Source organism: Labrenzia sp. OB1 (assembly GCF_001624695.1).
Classification (GTDB): Bacteria; Pseudomonadota; Alphaproteobacteria; order Rhizobiales; family Stappiaceae; genus Roseibium.
This window is the reverse complement of the sequence record NZ_JSEP01000028.1, coordinates 21738-37768: the sequence shown is the minus strand read 5'-3', so window position 1 is coordinate 37768 and position 16031 is coordinate 21738. Positions and strand designations below refer to the sequence as shown.

Annotated in this window: 17 protein-coding genes; 8 read left to right on the top strand and 9 right to left on the bottom strand. The window is 60.5% G+C overall.

Going from position 1 to position 16031, the window contains the following annotated elements; translation table 11 throughout:
* Positions 1-195: 195 nt before the first annotated feature.
* The 4 genes from OA90_RS24735 (at position 196) to OA90_RS24720 (ending at position 4662) form a co-directional block, all read left to right on the top strand.
* Positions 196-1380, top strand: coding sequence for a cell surface protein (locus OA90_RS24735; protein WP_068419305.1), 1185 nt, complete (start codon positions 196-198; stop codon positions 1378-1380).
* A gap of 96 nt (positions 1381-1476) precedes the next feature.
* A complete protein-coding gene (locus OA90_RS24730; RefSeq protein ID WP_068419234.1) occupies positions 1477-2403 on the top strand; it encodes a DUF6384 family protein in 927 nt (308 codons plus the stop codon).
* 40 nt (positions 2404-2443) lie between these two features.
* On the top strand, positions 2444-3904 hold the full coding sequence (locus tag OA90_RS24725) for a hypothetical protein (protein ID WP_068419231.1): 1461 nt from the start codon (positions 2444-2446) through the stop codon (positions 3902-3904).
* A 263-nt stretch (positions 3905-4167) separates the two neighbouring features.
* Complete coding sequence (locus tag OA90_RS24720; protein WP_068419302.1) at positions 4168-4662, top strand: hypothetical protein; 495 nt, start codon at positions 4168-4170, stop codon at positions 4660-4662.
* Positions 4663-4707: 45 nt separating this feature from the next.
* Here the strand turns inward: OA90_RS24720 and OA90_RS24715 are convergent, their stop codons facing one another.
* On the bottom strand, positions 4708-5439 hold the full coding sequence (locus tag OA90_RS24715; protein ID WP_068419227.1) for a serine protease: 732 nt from the start codon (positions 5437-5439) through the stop codon (positions 4708-4710).
* A gap of 255 nt (positions 5440-5694) precedes the next feature.
* A complete protein-coding gene (locus OA90_RS24710; protein WP_156510630.1) occupies positions 5695-6537 on the bottom strand; it encodes a hypothetical protein in 843 nt (280 codons plus the stop codon).
* Positions 6538-6811: 274 nt separating this feature from the next.
* On the opposite strand from OA90_RS24710, the gene OA90_RS24700 reads away from it, so the two are divergent.
* The 4 genes from OA90_RS24700 (at position 6812) to OA90_RS24685 (ending at position 9714) form a co-directional block, all read left to right on the top strand.
* Complete coding sequence (locus OA90_RS24700) at positions 6812-7423, top strand: CDP-alcohol phosphatidyltransferase family protein (RefSeq protein ID WP_068419214.1); 612 nt, start codon at positions 6812-6814, stop codon at positions 7421-7423.
* Positions 7420-8352: a phosphatidate cytidylyltransferase gene (locus OA90_RS24695; protein ID WP_068419212.1), complete on the top strand. Its 933-nt coding sequence runs from the start codon at positions 7420-7422 to the stop codon at positions 8350-8352. The genes OA90_RS24700 and OA90_RS24695 overlap by 4 nt, the downstream gene beginning before the upstream one ends.
* Before the next feature lie 206 nt (positions 8353-8558).
* A complete protein-coding gene (locus tag OA90_RS24690; RefSeq protein WP_068419299.1) occupies positions 8559-9197 on the top strand; it encodes a lysophospholipid acyltransferase family protein in 639 nt (212 codons plus the stop codon).
* A complete protein-coding gene (locus OA90_RS24685) occupies positions 9181-9714 on the top strand; it encodes a hypothetical protein (protein WP_068419209.1) in 534 nt (177 codons plus the stop codon). The genes OA90_RS24690 and OA90_RS24685 overlap by 17 nt, the downstream gene beginning before the upstream one ends.
* 70 nt (positions 9715-9784) lie before the next feature.
* Here OA90_RS24685 and OA90_RS24680 read toward each other — a convergent pair whose 3' ends face one another.
* The 7 genes from OA90_RS24680 to flgB form a co-directional block, all read right to left on the bottom strand.
* A complete protein-coding gene (locus OA90_RS24680) occupies positions 9785-12337 on the bottom strand; it encodes an ATP-binding protein (protein WP_068419206.1) in 2553 nt (850 codons plus the stop codon).
* A 150-nt stretch (positions 12338-12487) separates the two neighbouring features.
* Positions 12488-13567 (bottom strand): flagellar biosynthesis protein FlhB, encoded by a 1080-nt coding sequence (gene flhB, locus OA90_RS24675; RefSeq protein ID WP_068419203.1) that lies wholly within the window; start codon positions 13565-13567, stop codon positions 12488-12490.
* 9 nt (positions 13568-13576) lie between these two features.
* Positions 13577-14350 (bottom strand): flagellar biosynthetic protein FliR, encoded by a 774-nt coding sequence (fliR, locus tag OA90_RS24670; protein ID WP_068419200.1) that lies wholly within the window; start codon positions 14348-14350, stop codon positions 13577-13579.
* Positions 14351-14404: 54 nt separating this feature from the next.
* Positions 14405-14671, bottom strand: a complete 267-nt coding sequence (fliQ, locus tag OA90_RS24665; RefSeq protein WP_068419192.1) for a flagellar biosynthesis protein FliQ — start codon at positions 14669-14671, stop codon at positions 14405-14407.
* Positions 14672-14756: 85 nt separating this feature from the next.
* The gene (locus OA90_RS24660; RefSeq protein ID WP_068419189.1) at positions 14757-15071 is read right to left on the bottom strand and encodes a flagellar hook-basal body complex protein FliE; all 315 of its coding nucleotides are present in this window, start codon (positions 15069-15071) and stop codon (positions 14757-14759) included.
* A 26-nt stretch (positions 15072-15097) separates the two neighbouring features.
* Positions 15098-15508: a flagellar basal body rod protein FlgC gene (flgC, locus tag OA90_RS24655; RefSeq protein ID WP_068419185.1), complete on the bottom strand. Its 411-nt coding sequence runs from the start codon at positions 15506-15508 to the stop codon at positions 15098-15100.
* Positions 15509-15586: 78 nt separating this feature from the next.
* On the bottom strand, positions 15587-15991 hold the full coding sequence (gene flgB, locus OA90_RS24650) for a flagellar basal body rod protein FlgB (protein WP_068419182.1): 405 nt from the start codon (positions 15989-15991) through the stop codon (positions 15587-15589).
* Positions 15992-16031: the final 40 nt, after the last annotated feature.

Here is a 16031-nt window from a genome sequence, read left to right as displayed (position 1 = left end):
GTGTACGCCTCGCCCGGCGACGCTGGCTTTTGTGTTCCAAACCGTTGACACGGCGGCGTAAGCCTGCCCTAACTTGCGGCTTGAATTTGTTAACGGGACGACGCGGCAAAGGTGCACAAGAGCGCCGGAAAAATCGCTGCCGTCCTTTCGAGGAGGTCGAATATGACAGACGCGGCAGATCCGCAAACCCCGGGCATGACAGCGGCTGCCCCGGCAGCGCCCGCAGGCGGCTTTTCCCCACTTCAGTATCTCGATCGCGCCCTCACCACGCTTCGCGACGCCGGCATCACCCCGGAGACGGAAACCGACGCGCCGATCAACGCGCTGCTGGAAAAGATCTCCGACCTGTCCCCGGACAAGGTCCTCGTCATCACGCGCACCCTCGGACAGGCTTCCAACTTCAACGAAGTGGTTCGCTCCCAGGTGCAGCAGATGGATATCGGCGAGCGTTATGAAGAGGTCACCAGGGCCTTCGATTCCATTCGCGATGACGCCAAGGCTCTGGTCGACCAACTGGCCGACGGCAGGGTTTCCTTCACCGAAAACCTGGCAAACACCTGGCGCAACATGCGCCGGGGCACGATTTCCGACCGCTTCACGGACATTCGCGACACCTATAAGGAAGTTGCCCGTGCGACCAAGGATCAGATCGAGCGCGAACAGACCATTCTGGAGGCCTACCGCGATTTTCGCGGCGCGCTGAAACAGGCCGAGGTCACCGCACTGGAACTCCTCAACATGGCGAAGGAGAAACTGGAGAGCGCCCAGGCGACGCTGAAAAGCGCTTCCGGGGACGTCGAGGCCTATACGGGCGACGACGCTGCCCAGAAAGCCCGGCTGGAACTTGCCCGGGACGAAAAGCTGCGCGAAATGCAGGACGAGGAAAAGCGCTACCAGATCGCCAAGGACCTCTCCGACAACCTGACCATCGGCTACAACACTTCCGAAGTGATCATGGCCCGGCTGGTGCAGACCACCAATGCCAAGGAACGGGTCTATGCGCAGTCGGTGAGCTTCTTCTCGACCAACGAATCCGTTCTGACCGCTCTCAATGCGTCCTTCACCGGCCTTCAGGGCCTGCATGAATCCACCGAGACGCTGAACGCCATGAAGGAAGGCATCAACAAGAGCCTGGAAACTCTGGCGGAGATTGGCGACGCGGTCCAGACGGAAGCCTTGAAGGCCGGCTACGGCCCGACGGTCGCCGCCGCCTCCGTGAAAAAGCTCGTCGATTCCGTTGTCAACTTCCAGGTCCAGTCCCGCGAGATCATTTCCGAAATGCGGGATATGTCGACGAAGAATTCCGAAGAGATCCGCAACGCGGTGGAAGACGGCAAGCGGCGGCTCGCCAAATTGACTGCTGAAGGCACCGCCCTCTAGGAGGTCACCCTTCCCCGCCGCGTAGACAGACTCTAGACTGCAGGGATTGACGGGCCGGACTTTCTCCGGCCCGCCCGATTTGAGAAGACTGCATTTATGGCTAGCAAGACCGACGCTCCTCTCGACGATCTGATGATGGCGATGGACGTGGTAGACACGCTGCGCCACGAAGAGGGTCAGGTCGCCCGGGAACTGAAGGCGGATGACCGCGACGCGGCGATGATCGAGCGTCTCCGCCAGGTTTATTCCGCGCAAGGTATCGAGGTTCCCGACCACCTCCTCAAGGCCGGCGTAGAGGACCTGAAACGCGACCGCTTTGTCTACTCACCGCCGGCCGCCGGCTTCCAGCGCACGCTGGCGATGGTGTATATTTCCCGTACTACCTGGTCGAAATGGCTGGCCGGGGCCGCCACCGTTCTCGTGATTGCAATCGCTGCCTGGTATTTTCTGGTCAGCCTGCCCGCGCAGAGGGCCGAGGCCGAGTTTCTGGCCCGGCTGCAGTCCCTGCCGGCCACCTATAGCGAACTCGTCGGCCGCATAGACACCCTGACGGAAAACGCCGAGGTGGAAGACCAGGCCCGGACGCTGGCCGATGACGGACGCCTTGCGCTTGCCGACGGCCGGAACGACGCTGCCTTCAAGGCGGAAGCCGACCTGCGCCAGCTCTCGGCGCAGCTTCAGGAAGTTTTCGAGGTCCGCATCATCGCCCGCGAAGGCGTCCCGACCGGCATCACCCGCATTCCAGATGCCAATCCGGACACCGAAAACTACTATATCGTGGTGGAGGCCATAGATCCGGACGGCAACATTCTCCAACGCAGCATCGCGTCGGAAGAGAACAGTGCTGCGGAAACCGTCGACAAATGGGGCCAGCGCGTATCGGAGACCATCTACAACGCGGTCCGACGCGACAAGATGGAAGACGGCATCGTGCAGAAAGGCATCCTTGGCCAGAAAAGGCGCGGCGAACTGGATATCAAATGGCGCGGCGGTGTTCAGGACGGAGCGATCACGAAATGGTAACAGCTCGGAACGAACGCCTCCCTAAAAGGAAAGCTAGCCCATGCTGACCGGACGCCAGACCCTCGGCACCATCGAACAGTCCCTTCAGGACCTGCGCCGCGAGGAAGCCGAACTCAGCAAGCGCATCGAGCGCTCGACCCGGGCGCTCACCGATCTGCAGGAACGCCAGAGCGAAGCCTATCGCGATCTTGCCCGGTTCCGCCTGGATTCCGATGCCGCAGGTGCGCTGAACACCCGCCTGGACAGCGCCGCACGCGAAGCCCGCCGGCTTCTGGACAAACGCAGCGCCGACTACAAGGTGCTGAGCGAACAGCTCCGTCAGTGCGAGAGCGAGCGTTTTCAGCTGCAGAAAAAACGCGGCGAACTGGACAGCGCCCGCGATGCTGCCGAAAACCAGATGGATGAGCTGATGGAGGCGGTCGACAGCCGTCTTGAGAACGACAGCGCCTATCAGGCCCAGAACCGGGCCACGGAAGCCGCGCTTGCGACGGCGGAAGCCGCCGCCGCCAAGGCGGAAACCTCTGCCCGGGACCGCGCCGAGAAGGGCAAGGCCTATGATGACGATCCCTTGTTCATCTATCTGTGGCAGCGCGGCTTTGGCACTCCGGAGTACGCGCACCGCGGCCTCATACGTTCTCTGGACGGCTGGGTTGCCGGTCTGATCCGCTTTCACGACGCACGCGCCAATTACGCCATGCTCACCGGCATTCCGGAGCGCATGGCCAGACATGCCGAACGCTGCGCGCAGATCGCCCGCCAGGAGCAGGCAAAGCTCGCCGAATTCAGCCGCAACGCCATGACGGATGCGGCCGGGACGGATCTTGTCGGTTCGATCGAGACTTACAGCGAGGAAATCGACAACATCGACGGGGATCTGGACAAGCTGGACCGGCGCATCGAGACGCTCTCCACCGCCCTTGCCGAATTTTCCGGCGGCGAAGACGCAGATTTCCTGAAGGCGGAGGAACACCTGTCCGTCTCCCTGCAGGCCGACGACCTGAACGACCTCTGGCGCGCGGCTCACGACACACCTTCCCCGGACGACGAAAAAATCGTCCAGCGGATCGAGGACCTGAAGGACCGCATCGAACAGGTGGCCCGCGAAATCCGCCAGGACCGCGAATTGCAACGCGATATCGGCCGTCGGCGCACCGAACTGGCGGATGTCATCAAGCGGTTCAGGTCCAGCGGCTACGGCAGTTGGGAATCCACCTTCTCCGACAACAAGCTCACCACGGTTCTTCTGGGTGAACTCGTGAAGGGTGCCATCACGGGGGCGGATTACTGGGCTCGCGCCGAACGCTCTCACAAACGGCGCAAACCGCGCGGTCGCAAGGTGGCCTTTCCGCACGGCACCGGCCTGCCGAAATCCATGGGCGGTTTCGGCGGATCCGGAGGACCGGGCGGCAATTTTCCAGGTAGCGGCGGGTTTGGTGGCGGAGGTTTCAAGACCGGCGGCGGGTTTGGCGGCGGCGGCTTCAAGACGGGCGGTCAATTTTAATCGCGCCACCAAACGCAAATGGCGCCCCGCTGCTGCCACAACGCTTCGTTAGGAGAGCTGTGGCAGGCTTCGGTTTGAAGAGCGGCAAGATATTTTGTTGCACTCCGGCACCGGACCGGACTGCTCATATGGAACTATTTGATTGCGGAGCGGTAGTTCAGTTTTAATGTGACAGAGCATCTTGCCCGTCTGAACATGGGCGCAGATAAATTGCTCCAGAATGCGGAAAGTGGTTTATGATCTATTCAAATTCGGGAAAGCAGATGCGGAACCTTCTAGTTATCGGCCTGAGCGCTCTCGCCCTGGCCGCCTGCCAGAGCGGCTCGAGCCGCCGCGCCGCCCTCCCCGATCAGCCGCAGCTGGATGTTCCGGCCGGCGCCCAAAGCGTCAACATTGCCGCTGCTCCGACCAATGTCCGCGCCGCGCTTGTTTCCAGCGCACAGGAACGCGGCACGGTCGTCTTGCAGGATGAGCCGAATATGGTCGTTCTGGAGAGACCGATGACGGGCGAAAATCCCGCTCTCGACTCCGAATTCGGCCCCTCGGACAACGGCCAGCGCGTCATCCGCATTCGCGTTCGCTTCACCGGAACGCCCTGCCAGACGCTGGCGGTTCAGGACCTCGCGGTGATCAACAATGTGCGCACCGCCCTGGAACAGAGCTTCGTGCTGCCGGGTAACCAGAACACCATGCAGAGCCTGCAGGGCCTGAAATCCCGCGCCGAACAGGGCAGCTCCTGCCCGCCGCTCTCTTCCTGATGTAGCCCTCTTTGAAAGAAAAGCCGGTCGCCGGATCGTTTCCGGTCAAGCCTCGGTGAGCGTCAGCAGGATATCCGCATACCAGGCGCAGTTCAGGCCCAGCGCTTCGTCGAGCTGCATGTCGCGTGTTCCCACGTCCAGGCGTGCGGAATGGACGCCGAGCAGTTTCCACGGCAGGTCGCCTTCCATGCCTTCCAGATCCGGAGCGCGCATCACCACGGGCGCGCCGCTTATGCCGCGGTGTGTCCGGCCGTCGGTCAGGAAATAACCCATGCCCTCGAAGCGGAAGCCGAACGAGGAGGCAACGACCGCGTGCCGCGCCACAGGCATGTGGTGCAGCGTGTCGTGAAAGCCGAGCGGGAACCCGATCACCAGGATCGACGATCCGACCTCGACCTGATCATGCGGGTCGACCAGATGTTCGGGTCCGAAGACCCGATAGAGCTGGTCTTCCGGCAGGGCGTCCCTTTCAAGCTCGATAACCGCGACATCGATCTCGCCGGCTGTATCGGTCCCCTGACGCCACAGGCTCGTTCCATCGCGGTAGAGCGGGATTGACAGCCCGATCGACTCGGCAAGGTTCTGCGGATTGTTATGCAGCTCGATCTCGATACGGGTCGGGAGGTGATCGCTTTCCTTGTCGATCATCACATGTCGGCTGGTCACCAGAAAAAGCCTGTCTTCCCGCCTGAAGAAGAAGCCGCTCGCATTGGTCAGATGCTGCTCCCCGTTGAAGGTGGAGACGCGCGGCGTGGTGAGCAGAATGGGATCGATCATCGAACAAGCCGCTCCCCGAACCGGAATCTCTCAAATTCATCTGCTGCCGGATGTCCCGAGGTCACTCTCTATCTCCTGTGGAAGCGCCTCGGTCCCGGGCGGATGCCATATCCGCCAGAGCATTCCGCAATTTTCGCATGTCGCGGTAGTGGACAGGCTCCGCAGCGGCGCTTTCGTTCCCTGACGATAACACGAGCCCGGCGCGCGATGGGGCACCGCCGGGCGGTTTGCAGAACTTCGTCCGGATCTCGTACTTTATTTCCGTTCCAGCCCAAGACAATGGTTGAACTTGTAGTACCCGGCCAAATGCCATTTCAGCGGCTTGTCCGAAGGTCCTTCCTTGATCGTCTTCAACGTGTAGGTCTTGGTGTTGAGACCGCCGAGGCTGGAGGCGGACTGGGTGATTGAAACCTGCGCGGAAGTCGCCTCCGAGTTGATTACGCCGGATACCGAGTTGATCATCGCGACGTGACGCGTCCCGCCGCCGCCTTCCCTGCTGAGAATATCGCCCGGCTTGATTTCGGCGATGCTCGCACGCTTTTTCAGCTTCCCGTCCAGATAATTGATGTGATCGCCGCCATCGATGCCGAGCGACGGATACTGCGTTTCCAGATAGGCCCCGGTGAACCCGTTACAATCGAGGCCAAGATAATATTTGGCATATTCCTCCAGGCTCATCACATAGTTCCAGTGAACATGGCTCAGACGTATGTCCGCCGTCCTGAGATAAAAGTCGATCACCTGCAGGATCCGCCGCATGCGTTCGGGCGTGCCCTTGCCGTAGAAGCCGAGCTGCAGATCCTTCCAGGTGATGTCGACCCAGAGCCAGGGTTTGAAATAGTCCGGTCCCATCAGGCCGAAGGCGCTCAGGCCGGACTTGTCGTCCCATGTGTGCCTGTCCGCCCCGTTCTGCCCGTTCTTGTACCTGTCTTTCTTGGTGAGAAACCTGCGCAGATCGTTCAGGGCGGCGCCATTGAATTGTTTCTTGCGCGGTTCGCCGGAAAGATAGGACTGAACATTGACGAATGCCGTCCCGCTCAGCGTATGAACGGTGATCGGCTTGTATTGCTTTTCGAATATTGATGGCTGCATAACCATTGAAATGTGCCTTTTCGGAAATGAAGTTCCCACAACGCCGGTCGGAGTCTACACCCGCGGTTTGACACACCAATAGCCGCCACATCACATTCCCTGCGTTTTCGGCCAGGCGTTTTCGGCGATGTGTATCGCTGTGGTGAAAGGCTTGGAATTCATCTTGTAAGTGCTTACTCTCGCGACGCGTGACATTCCGCCGGTCCGCTGCAAGGGGTGCATTCCGATACCTCGTTCCGGCGTTTTCAGAGTGCGTTTCTCAATACTTTCGGATTTTTGAATGCCAACCATCTATCAGCTCAAATCCCGCTTTCAGGATCTGCTCCGCCCGCTCTGCCGCAGCCTCGCGGCGGCAGGCATCACCGCCAATCAGGTGACGCTCGCGGCTTTGGGACTTTCGGTTCTGGAGGGCCTGGCGCTCTGGTTGTTCCCGGGGGCCTTTCTGCCGCTACTGCTGCTTCCGGCAGTCCTGTTCATCCGCATGGGTCTCAATGCCATCGACGGCATGCTGGCACGCGAGCATGACCAGAAGTCGGATCTGGGCGCGGTTCTCAACGAACTCGGCGATGTTGTGTCCGACGCCGCGCTCTACCTGCCCTTCGCGCTCCTGCCTTTTGTCTCCGGCCCGCTCGTCGTCGGGCTTGTGGTTCTTGCGCTTATTGGAGAGATGACCGGCGTCATCGGCGTTCAGATCGGCGCCAGCCGCCGCTATGACGGCCCCTTCGGCAAGAGCGACCGGGCGGTGCTCTTCGGCCTCTGCGGCCTTCTCATCGCCTTCGGACTGACCAGCCCCCTCCTCTATCAGATGCTCTTCGGCGCCGGGCTGGCGCTCTCGGCGCTCACCATCTTGAACCGTGCCCGCGCGGCCATCGAAGAGAAGAAATCCTCATGAACCTTCAGCTCCAGGCACTCCACTGGGCCCTGATCGGCATCTGGGGTCTCCTCGCCGTCGCAAGCGTGATCGTCTACGCGATTTCCAGACGCTCCTCGAAAGACATGAGCGAACTCGTCGAGCGCACCCGCAGCTGGTGGGTCATGGTGGCGATCTTCACGGTTTCGTTTCTGGTCAGCAACACGCTATCCATCGTCGTCTTCGCGCTGATCAGCTTCCTGGCGCTGAAGGAATATTTCTCGATGATCCCCACCCGCCGGGCTGACCGGCGCGTGCTCTTCTGGGCGTATCTCGCGGTCCCTGTCCAGTATTTCTGGGTTTATGACAACTACTACGGCATGTTCGCCGTGTTCATCCCGGTCTACATGTTCCTGTTTCTGCCCTTCGCCAGCTTGTTGACCCAGCAGACGGAGGGCTTCCTGAAGGCCGTCGGCACGCTCAACTGGGGTCTGATGCTCTGCGTCTTTTCCATCAGTCACGCGGCCTTTCTGCTGATCCTGCCAGCGACCTCAGAAAACAGCGCCGGCGGGCCCGGTCTGCTGCTGTTCCTGATCTTCCTGACCCAGTTCAACGATGTCGCCCAATATACCTGGGGCAAGCTGCTTGGCCGCCACAAGATTGTCCCGGGTGTCAGTCCGAACAAGACCTGGGAAGGTTTTCTGGGGGGCGTCGCCACCACCTTCGTGCTCGCGCTTCTGACAGCCCCGCTGGTCACCCCCTTCGACATGGTGCATGCGGCGGCGGCCGGTCTGCTCATTCCAGTTGCCGGTTTTGTCGGCGACGTCACCGTCTCAGCCCTCAAACGCGACCTCGGCGTCAAGGATACCGGCAGTCTGATCCCGGGCCACGGCGGCATTCTCGACCGCATCGACAGCCTCACCTATACCGCCCCGCTGTTCTTCCACTTCACCCGGTATTTCTATTACTAGGGAGTGGTTGAGATGAGAATGAACTCCTCCGGAACCGCATCGACTGCAAGTCCACAGTGCTGTACCGGACTTGATCCGGGACCTGCGGCTATGGGCCCGGGACAATGGCCCCGGCGCGAGGCCGGGGCGGCGACTCAGACCCCGGCAATCGGATTGTTGAACGGAATCATCCATCAATGCTGTTCCATGCCCAAGGTCGCCACCTGATGCTCCAGAAAGCCTTCTATATCGTCATCAGGGTCGCGGTCCTGTTTCTCCTCGGGCTGAACGTCCGCCGCAAGGAATTGTTGCCCGTGCAGGGGCCGGCGATCATCGTCGCCAACCACAACAGTCATCTGGACACCATGGTGCTGATGGCGCTGATGCCGCTGTCGAGACTGAAGGACATCAAGCCGGTAGCCGCAGCCGATTATTTCTTCTCCTCGCCGGCCAAGGCTTGGTTGTCGGAACATGTGCTCGGCATCATTCCGGTGGAACGCCAACGCAAGGATGGCAAGGAAAGATCGAAGGATCCGCTGCAGGGTTGTTACGATGCTCTTGGCGACGGCAAGGTCCTGATCCTCTTTCCGGAGGGCTCGCGCGGCGAACCGGAGCAGATGACCAACCTCAAGAAGGGAGTCTCCTATCTTGCCGAACGCTTTCCGCAGGCTCCCGTGGTGCCTGTCTTCACCCATGGACTGGGCAAGGCACTGCCAAGGGGCTCCTTCCTGCTTGTGCCGTTCTTCTGCGACATTTTCATAGGCGAACCAATCACCTGGGAGGGAAACCGGATTCAGTTCATGAACACGCTCCAGGACCGTTTCGCCGCACTCTCCGGGGAAAAGACCTTTGCGCCCTGGGAGTAGGACACTGGCCGCCCTGTGGGGTTTTGCCGAGGCGACGCTGTTCTTCGTCGTCCCGGATGTGCTGCTGACCAGCCTTGCACTGACCTCCCTCAAAAGAGCGCTTTTGGCCGCCCTCGCAGCTACCGTCGGCGGCGCCCTGATCTGGACCTGCGCGCACTATGCCCCCCAGGCAAGCCGTTCGGTTCTCCTCCATGTGCCCGGCATCTCGGAAAATACGTTCGCCACTGTCCGTCTCTATCTGGAAAGCGGCCTCTTTCAGGGCATGCTGCACGGCGCTTTTTCCGGCGTGCCCTACAAGATCTTCGCTGCCGAAACCGGAACGAACGGCACCGGCCTCGGTCTCTTCGCCCTGCTTTCGCCCATCGCCCGGTTGCCAAGGTTCGCGATGATGGCCGTGATTGCCTGGGGGCTCTCGCGGCTCCTGGCAGACAGACTGTCCAGGAGCGCCAAACTGGCGCTCGTCCTTGTTCTCTGGGGCGTGTTCTATGTCTTTTATTTCAGCATGACGGGCTGGTAACCCCGGCCTGCTTTTGTCGAAGACCGCCGTCTGCCGGTTCAACGGCTTCGCGCTGCAGGGGAAAAATCCCCTACCCGTTCAGAACATCCTTCACCGTCGTCGCCAGCTGTTTCAGCGTGAACGGCTTGGCCAGGAAGAAGAATTTTTCGCCCGGCGGCAGGTTTTCCTCAAACGCGTCTTCCGCATAGCCGGAGACGAAGATGATCTTCAGGTCCGGCTGGGTCTTGCGCAGCTCGACGAGCAGGGTCGGGCCATCCATTTCCGGCATCACCACATCGGAAACAACGAGATCGATCTTTCCGTCCGTCTCTTCCATTACCTCCAGCGCCTCATTGCCGGAAGCAGCCTCGTAGACGGTGTATCCGCGTGAGGCCAGTGCCCGGGCGCCGAAGGCACGCACCGCCTCCTCGTCCTCCACCAGAAGGATGGAGGCGGACCCGGTGAGGTCGGTGACCTTTTCCGGCTCTTTTTCCTTCGGTTCCGGCTTCTCTTCCTCTACGAACTGCGGAATGTGGCGTGGCAGGAACAGGCGGAAAGTCGTTCCGGCATCCACTTCCGACGAGCAGAAGACGAACCCTCCGGTCTGTTTGACAATGCCGTAAACGGTCGACAGGCCGAGTCCCGTGCCCTTGCCGACTTCCTTGGTGGAGAAGAACGGGTCGAAAATCTTCTCCATGATGTCAGGCGGCATACCGTGACCGGTGTCCTCAACCTCCACCAGCGTATATTCGCCCGGCGGCATGCCGCGGATGTTGTCGAACTGGGTGCTCTCGACCTCGGACACATTGCGCGTGCGGATGGTCAACCGGCCGCCATCCGCCATGGCATCGCCCGCGTTCACCGCCAGGTTGACGATCACCTGCTCAAGCTGGTTGAGATCCGCCATGACCGGCCACAGATCGCGGCCATGGATCACCTTCAGCTCAACCTTCTCGCCCAGCAGGCGGTCCAGCAGAATGGACAGATCCGCCAGAACGTCATTGAGCTCAAGCTGCTGCGGCCGAAGGGTCTGGCGGCGGGAGAAGGCCAGTAGCTGCCGCACGAGACCGGCGGCGCGATTGGCGTTCTGCTTGATGTTCATGATGTCCTGGAAGGACGGATCGGTCGGCCGGTGGCTGGCCAGCAGCAGGTCGGAAAATCCGATGATCGCGGTCAGGACGTTGTTGAAGTCGTGGGCGACACCGCCGGCCAGCTGACCGATAGCCTGCATCTTCTGGCTTTGCGCGAACTGGGCTTCAAGGGCGCGTTGCTGTGTGGTTTCCAGCGCGTAGACAATCGCCGCCTCCCCGTCGCCCTCGCCTTCCTGAACGGCGGAAACATAAAAGGTGGCGGAGCGCGGGTCGTTGCCTTCAACCAGCGGAATGTCGATCGGCGCAATCTCGCCGATCCCGTTGGAAGCGGCCGACAGGGCCCTGGCAAGATGCTCCCGGCCGTTTTCGGCCACATAGGCTTCCAGTTTCGGCGCCTCGTCACCTGTATCGACCGCGCCGAACAGTTTCAGGAACGGCGCGTTGGTCCTGAGAACCCTGCCTTCCTTGTCCAGCGAGGCAATCGCGATAGGCGTGTTGTTGAAGAACCGCGCGAAGCGGACTTCCGCGGCCCGGAGCGCTTCGGAGACTTCTTCGCCGCGTGAACGGTTGAGCACCAGTGTGCGGCTGTCGCCCGGATGGCCGTGTTCCCCGAAGGGGACCCTGTGCAGCAGGCGCACGGGCAGCCCGCGCCCGTTTCGCGTGACGAAATCGAGATCGAAGGTTTCGCTCTTGACCTCTCCGGCCTGCCCCTTGAGCGAGCGAATGAGCTCCGTGCCGTCGCCGCGCACGATGCTCGACAGATCAAGATCGCCGGCATCGAACTGCGCCAGATCATACCCCAGCCAGTCGGCAAGCGTCGCATTCAGGTAGACAAGGCGACCTTCTCCGTCACAGGAGAAGAAACCCGCCGGGGCATGGTCGAGAAAATTGATGACGCGCTGCAGTTCCTGAAAGGAATTTTCCTGCTCGGCGCGATCGCGGGTAATGTCGGCCAGTTGCCAGACAGCCATCGGCTTGCCGCCGCCGCGCTCCTTCGGCACCTGCAGCGGACGCACCGACACCCGGTACCAGCGGGCCACGCCTTCCGCACGCCCGAGCGGAACCGGCATGCGGATCTCTTCCTGCGCCCTTCGGCTCTCGCGCATGGCCTGGGACAGACGGAAGATAGCATCCGCCGCATCCGGGTCGGAAGAAAAGACACGTTCGACGACGCGAATGTCCGCGGCGGATTCCGCGCCGGTCAGATCCGCGTAGGATTTGTTGGCATAGACAAGACGCCCGTCCAGATCGGTGATCAGGGCGCCGTCTTCCAGAGTGTCGACGAAGGCGGAGGCAAGCGGATTGGCTTCGCCCGGACGTGCGGACAGGCGCAAAAAGCCTATCGCACCGGCGAACAGGCAAAACACCCCGACCACGGCCAGAATGCCGAGCAGCGCAAGAATGAACGGCTGTGCGACATCCCGGTCCATGACCGCGAAGGCAGCAGCCGCGCCGACGAGCAATAGCGCAAGACCTATCAACAGGCCAATATTCCCGGAACGCTCCGGCCGGCTGATCATCGGCCCGCTCGGCGTTCCGTCCATGTCACTCATTCGCCTTGTCTCCCCGGCCCGATTCGGTTTTGAACGGGCCGTCCCCAAGCATTCTGTGCTTGAGCGCCAAATTCAACTTATATGAAAGCAAGTCCTGTTGAAATTCACCTGTTTGCCCCGCTAATCAAACCGGCAGCTTCCCCAAAGGGACTAATTACTCCGCCAGGATGCCCGCCGGCGCATGCGGAAGACGAAGCCGATGACTTCCGCGACTGCCTTGTAGTGTTCCTCCGGCACGTCCTCATTGATGTCAACCGTGGCGTAAAGAGCCCGCGCCAGCGGTGGGTTTTCGATCACCGGAATCTCGTTATCCTTCGCCACTTCCCTGATCCGCAGCGCAACCGCGTCGGCTCCCTTGGCAAGGCAACGAGGCGCATCCATACCTTCCTCGTATTGCAGCGCCACCGCATAGTGGGTCGGGTTGGTGACGACCACTGTCGCCAAGGGCACCGAAGCCATCATGCGCTTGCGCGAGCGCTCCATGCGCAACTGCCGGATCTTGCCCTTGACGAGCGGATCGCCCTCGGTCTGCTTGTATTCGTCCTTGACCTCACGCAGCGACATCTTCTGCTTGTTGAACCATTTGTTGCGCTGGTAAACGAAATCGGCGCCCGCGACAACGGTCATTACCGCAAGAATGGCGGCCAGAAGCTGCAGGATCAGCACTCTTGCTTCCGGCAGGATCACCGACGGATCGGCAAAGATCATCACGTCGGCCTCGTCGCGGTGCGGCCACATGACCGCGACCATGACAGCGCCGACAACCGAGATCTTGATCATTCCCTTGGCGAAATTCACCAGACTGTCGGCCGAAAACAGCCGTTTGAATCCGGAGGCCGGTGAAATCTTCGACAGCTTGGGCTTGATCGTCTCGGCGGTGAACAGCGGCTGGTGCTGAATGAGATTTCCCGCGACCGCCATCACCACAAGCATGACCAGCGGCACGCCGACAATAAGCGCAACCGATTGTCCGGTATCGCGCCACAAGGCCTTCAGGGCGTAGCCGTCCACGGGCATCTGGTAGGAATGCTCCAGATAACCTTTCATCAGGCCGCCGAGCGAAGCCGCTGTCGAGGGCGCGAAAATGGCAATCATCAGGGTCGCACCGGCCAGGGTGAACCAGGTGCTGACTTCCTGCGATTTGGGAACGTCCCCCTTGTCATGCGCCTCTTTCAGGCGCTTTTGTGATGGGTCCTCTGTCTTTTCTGAGTCGTCGCTACCTTCTGCCATCGTGCAGCGCTACCCCAATATGAACTTGCCGAGCGACTGCTGAAAATGCTCCAGATAGAACATCATCATCGTCGTGAGCAGAACCATGAACATGAACAGCCCGATCGCGATATTCACGGGCATGGCGATAAAGAAGATCTGCATCTGCGGCATCAGCTTGTTGAGCAGGCCGAGACCGAAATAGAAGACGAGGCCGACAACCAGAAAAGGCGCGCTCACGCGCGCCGCGATCGAAAACACATGAGACACAGTGTCGGCCGCGTTTTTCGAAAAGTCGCCGACAGGCGGCGTTGTTCCCGGCGGAAAGATCTCAAAGCTGTCATAGAGCGCGGCAATCACCAGATAGTGGCTGTCGGTGACGAAGACCAGCGTGATGCCGAGGATCGACAGGAAGTTGCCGTAGAGTGCGCCCTGCTGGCCTTCATTGGCGATATCCGTTCCAAGGGCGAAAGCCATGCCGGATTGGTTCGCCACGATCACACCGGCGATCTGCAGAACGGAGGTGATCATCCTGGCGCAAAGACCGATAGCGAAGCCGATGGCGAGTTCTCCACCCAGCAGGAGAAGAAGGCGAAAGGGATCGGCGGTCAGTCCGGACGGATACTGCGACCCGATAACGGGATAAAGGACAAGGGTCAGCGCAAGGGCGATGGTCAGACGGAACCGCATCGGGATGGAACTTTCCCCGAGTGCCGGAAGCAGCATAACCATCGTGCCGAGACGCGCGAACATCAACATGAACACCGCGACGATATCCGGCAGGAAATTGAGCTGAACCGTCATATTCCCTCTCGGATCGCCTTTCCCGCAGTCCCGCGCAGGCAGGACGCTCTGCCTCTAGCTCGTCGCAAGGATCATCTCGGCCACACGAGCCATGAAAGCCTGCAACAACTGGCTCATGAAAGGCAGTGTGACAAGCATCGTCAGGAAAATCGCCAGGATCTTCGGGACGAAGACGAGTGTCATTTCCTGGATCTGCGTCAGCGCCTGAAACAGGGCGATAACGACACCGACAAGCAGACCGACGATCATGGTCGGCCCGGCCACCAGGATCATCGTCCAGACCGCTTCGCGGGCAAGATCGAGAACTTCACCGCCTGTCATCGCACACCTCTCCGGAGCATGCCGTCCGGACTCAACTGAACGCGAACAGGAAGCTCGGCCACCTCAAAATCTGATCCAGGCCGGGTCAAATCGGCATCCGCATGATTTCCTCGTAAGCGGAAATGACACGGTCCCTGACCGCCACCATCGTTTCCAGGGCAAGTTCGGTCTCTGCGATTGCCGTGACCACATCGACCACATCCGCCTTGCCTTCGATCATGCTGACGGCCTTGTCGTCCGCCTGTTGACCCTTTTCGACAACAGTCCCGACCGCCTCGCTTACCATCTTGCCGAAATCGACCATTTCCGCCTTCGGGGCGGCATCTTCCACACCGGGCATCTGCTGCTGCAGCCGGGCGGCCGTCTGGTAGGCATTGTTTGCAATTGACGCTGTGGACATAAGCTCCACTCCCATTGTTGCGAGGATCAGGCCCGCAGGATGTCGATGGTTCGCTGCAGCATGCGCCGCGTCGACTCTATGACGTTCAGGTTGGCCTCGTAGGACCGCTGCGCCTCACGCATGTCGGTGGTTTCGATCAGCGTGTTGACGTTCGGCTGCAGCACATAGCCCTTCTCGTCGGCCGCCGGGTGTCCCGGCATGTGAACCGACTTGAAATCGCTCTTGTCCTCGGCAATCGGACCCAGCTCCACCGTTTCGGCACCAAGCGCCTTGTCGAACTGTGTCTTGAACGTCGGGATCTTCCGCCGGTAAGGCTCTTCGTCAGGCGTTCTGGCGGTCGAATTCGCGTTGGCGATATTCTCCGCGATGATCCGCATGCGCCCGTTTTGCGCCTTCAGGCCGCTTGCCGAAACAAACAACGATTTTATCAGGTCCATATTGTCGGTCCTTTTGTCCCGTTTTCTTGCAGCACGCTCCCGGCAACACCGCACCAGACGGCGTGTGCGAAAGCCGACTTATGCGCTTTTCGACAACGCGGTCCGGATCAGGCCCATGCCCTTGGTGTAAAGGGTTGTCGCAGCCTGGTAATCCATCTGGTTCTCGGTGATCTTCATCATCTGCTCTTCCAGGTTGACGCTGTTGCCGCTGGGCGTGACCTCGAAGGCATCCATCTCCTTGACCTTGGCGTCCTTGGTGCCTGACATGTTTCCAGTGATATGACCGGCGCGCGTCGTGTCGGTGGACAACGCCAGCCCTGCCCGGCTCAAATGGTCCTCGAAACTGTAGGCCTTGACCTCTTTTGCCCCGTACCCCGGCGTATCCGCATTGGCGATGTTTTCGGCAAGCACACCTTGCCTCGCCTGATGCCACCGCATCTTCGATTTCAGCGCCTGAAACAGCGGCAGGTCCGTCACAGCCATTTAGTTCACCATTTGTTAACCAACCAGGCAATGATTGCCG

Bases quoted from the DNA above. Each gene is read 5' to 3' on its own strand.
- OA90_RS24710 (WP_156510630.1), bottom strand. From the start codon at position 6,537: ATGGTTATGCAGCCATCAATATTCGAAAAGCAATACAAGCCGATCACC.
- OA90_RS24660 (WP_068419189.1), bottom strand. From the start codon at position 15,071: ATGTCCACAGCGTCAATTGCAAACAATGCCTACCAGACGGCCGCCCGG.
- fliQ (WP_068419192.1), bottom strand. From the start codon at position 14,671: ATGACAGGCGGTGAAGTTCTCGATCTTGCCCGCGAAGCGGTCTGGACG.
- OA90_RS24730 (WP_068419234.1), top strand. From the start codon at position 1,477: ATGGCTAGCAAGACCGACGCTCCTCTCGACGATCTGATGATGGCGATG.
- flgC (WP_068419185.1), bottom strand. From the start codon at position 15,508: ATGGACCTGATAAAATCGTTGTTTGTTTCGGCAAGCGGCCTGAAGGCG.
- OA90_RS24700 (WP_068419214.1), top strand. From the start codon at position 6,812: ATGCCAACCATCTATCAGCTCAAATCCCGCTTTCAGGATCTGCTCCGC.
- OA90_RS24720 (WP_068419302.1), top strand. From the start codon at position 4,168: ATGCGGAACCTTCTAGTTATCGGCCTGAGCGCTCTCGCCCTGGCCGCC.
- OA90_RS24695 (WP_068419212.1), top strand. From the start codon at position 7,420: ATGAACCTTCAGCTCCAGGCACTCCACTGGGCCCTGATCGGCATCTGG.
- OA90_RS24735 (WP_068419305.1), top strand. From the start codon at position 196: ATGACAGCGGCTGCCCCGGCAGCGCCCGCAGGCGGCTTTTCCCCACTT.
- fliR (WP_068419200.1), bottom strand. From the start codon at position 14,350: ATGACGGTTCAGCTCAATTTCCTGCCGGATATCGTCGCGGTGTTCATG.
- OA90_RS24690 (WP_068419299.1), top strand. From the start codon at position 8,559: ATGCTCCAGAAAGCCTTCTATATCGTCATCAGGGTCGCGGTCCTGTTT.
- OA90_RS24715 (WP_068419227.1), bottom strand. From the start codon at position 5,439: ATGATCGATCCCATTCTGCTCACCACGCCGCGCGTCTCCACCTTCAAC.
- flhB (WP_068419203.1), bottom strand. From the start codon at position 13,567: ATGGCAGAAGGTAGCGACGACTCAGAAAAGACAGAGGACCCATCACAA.
- OA90_RS24680 (WP_068419206.1), bottom strand. From the start codon at position 12,337: ATGAGTGACATGGACGGAACGCCGAGCGGGCCGATGATCAGCCGGCCG.
- flgB (WP_068419182.1), bottom strand. From the start codon at position 15,991: ATGGCTGTGACGGACCTGCCGCTGTTTCAGGCGCTGAAATCGAAGATG.
- OA90_RS24725 (WP_068419231.1), top strand. From the start codon at position 2,444: ATGCTGACCGGACGCCAGACCCTCGGCACCATCGAACAGTCCCTTCAG.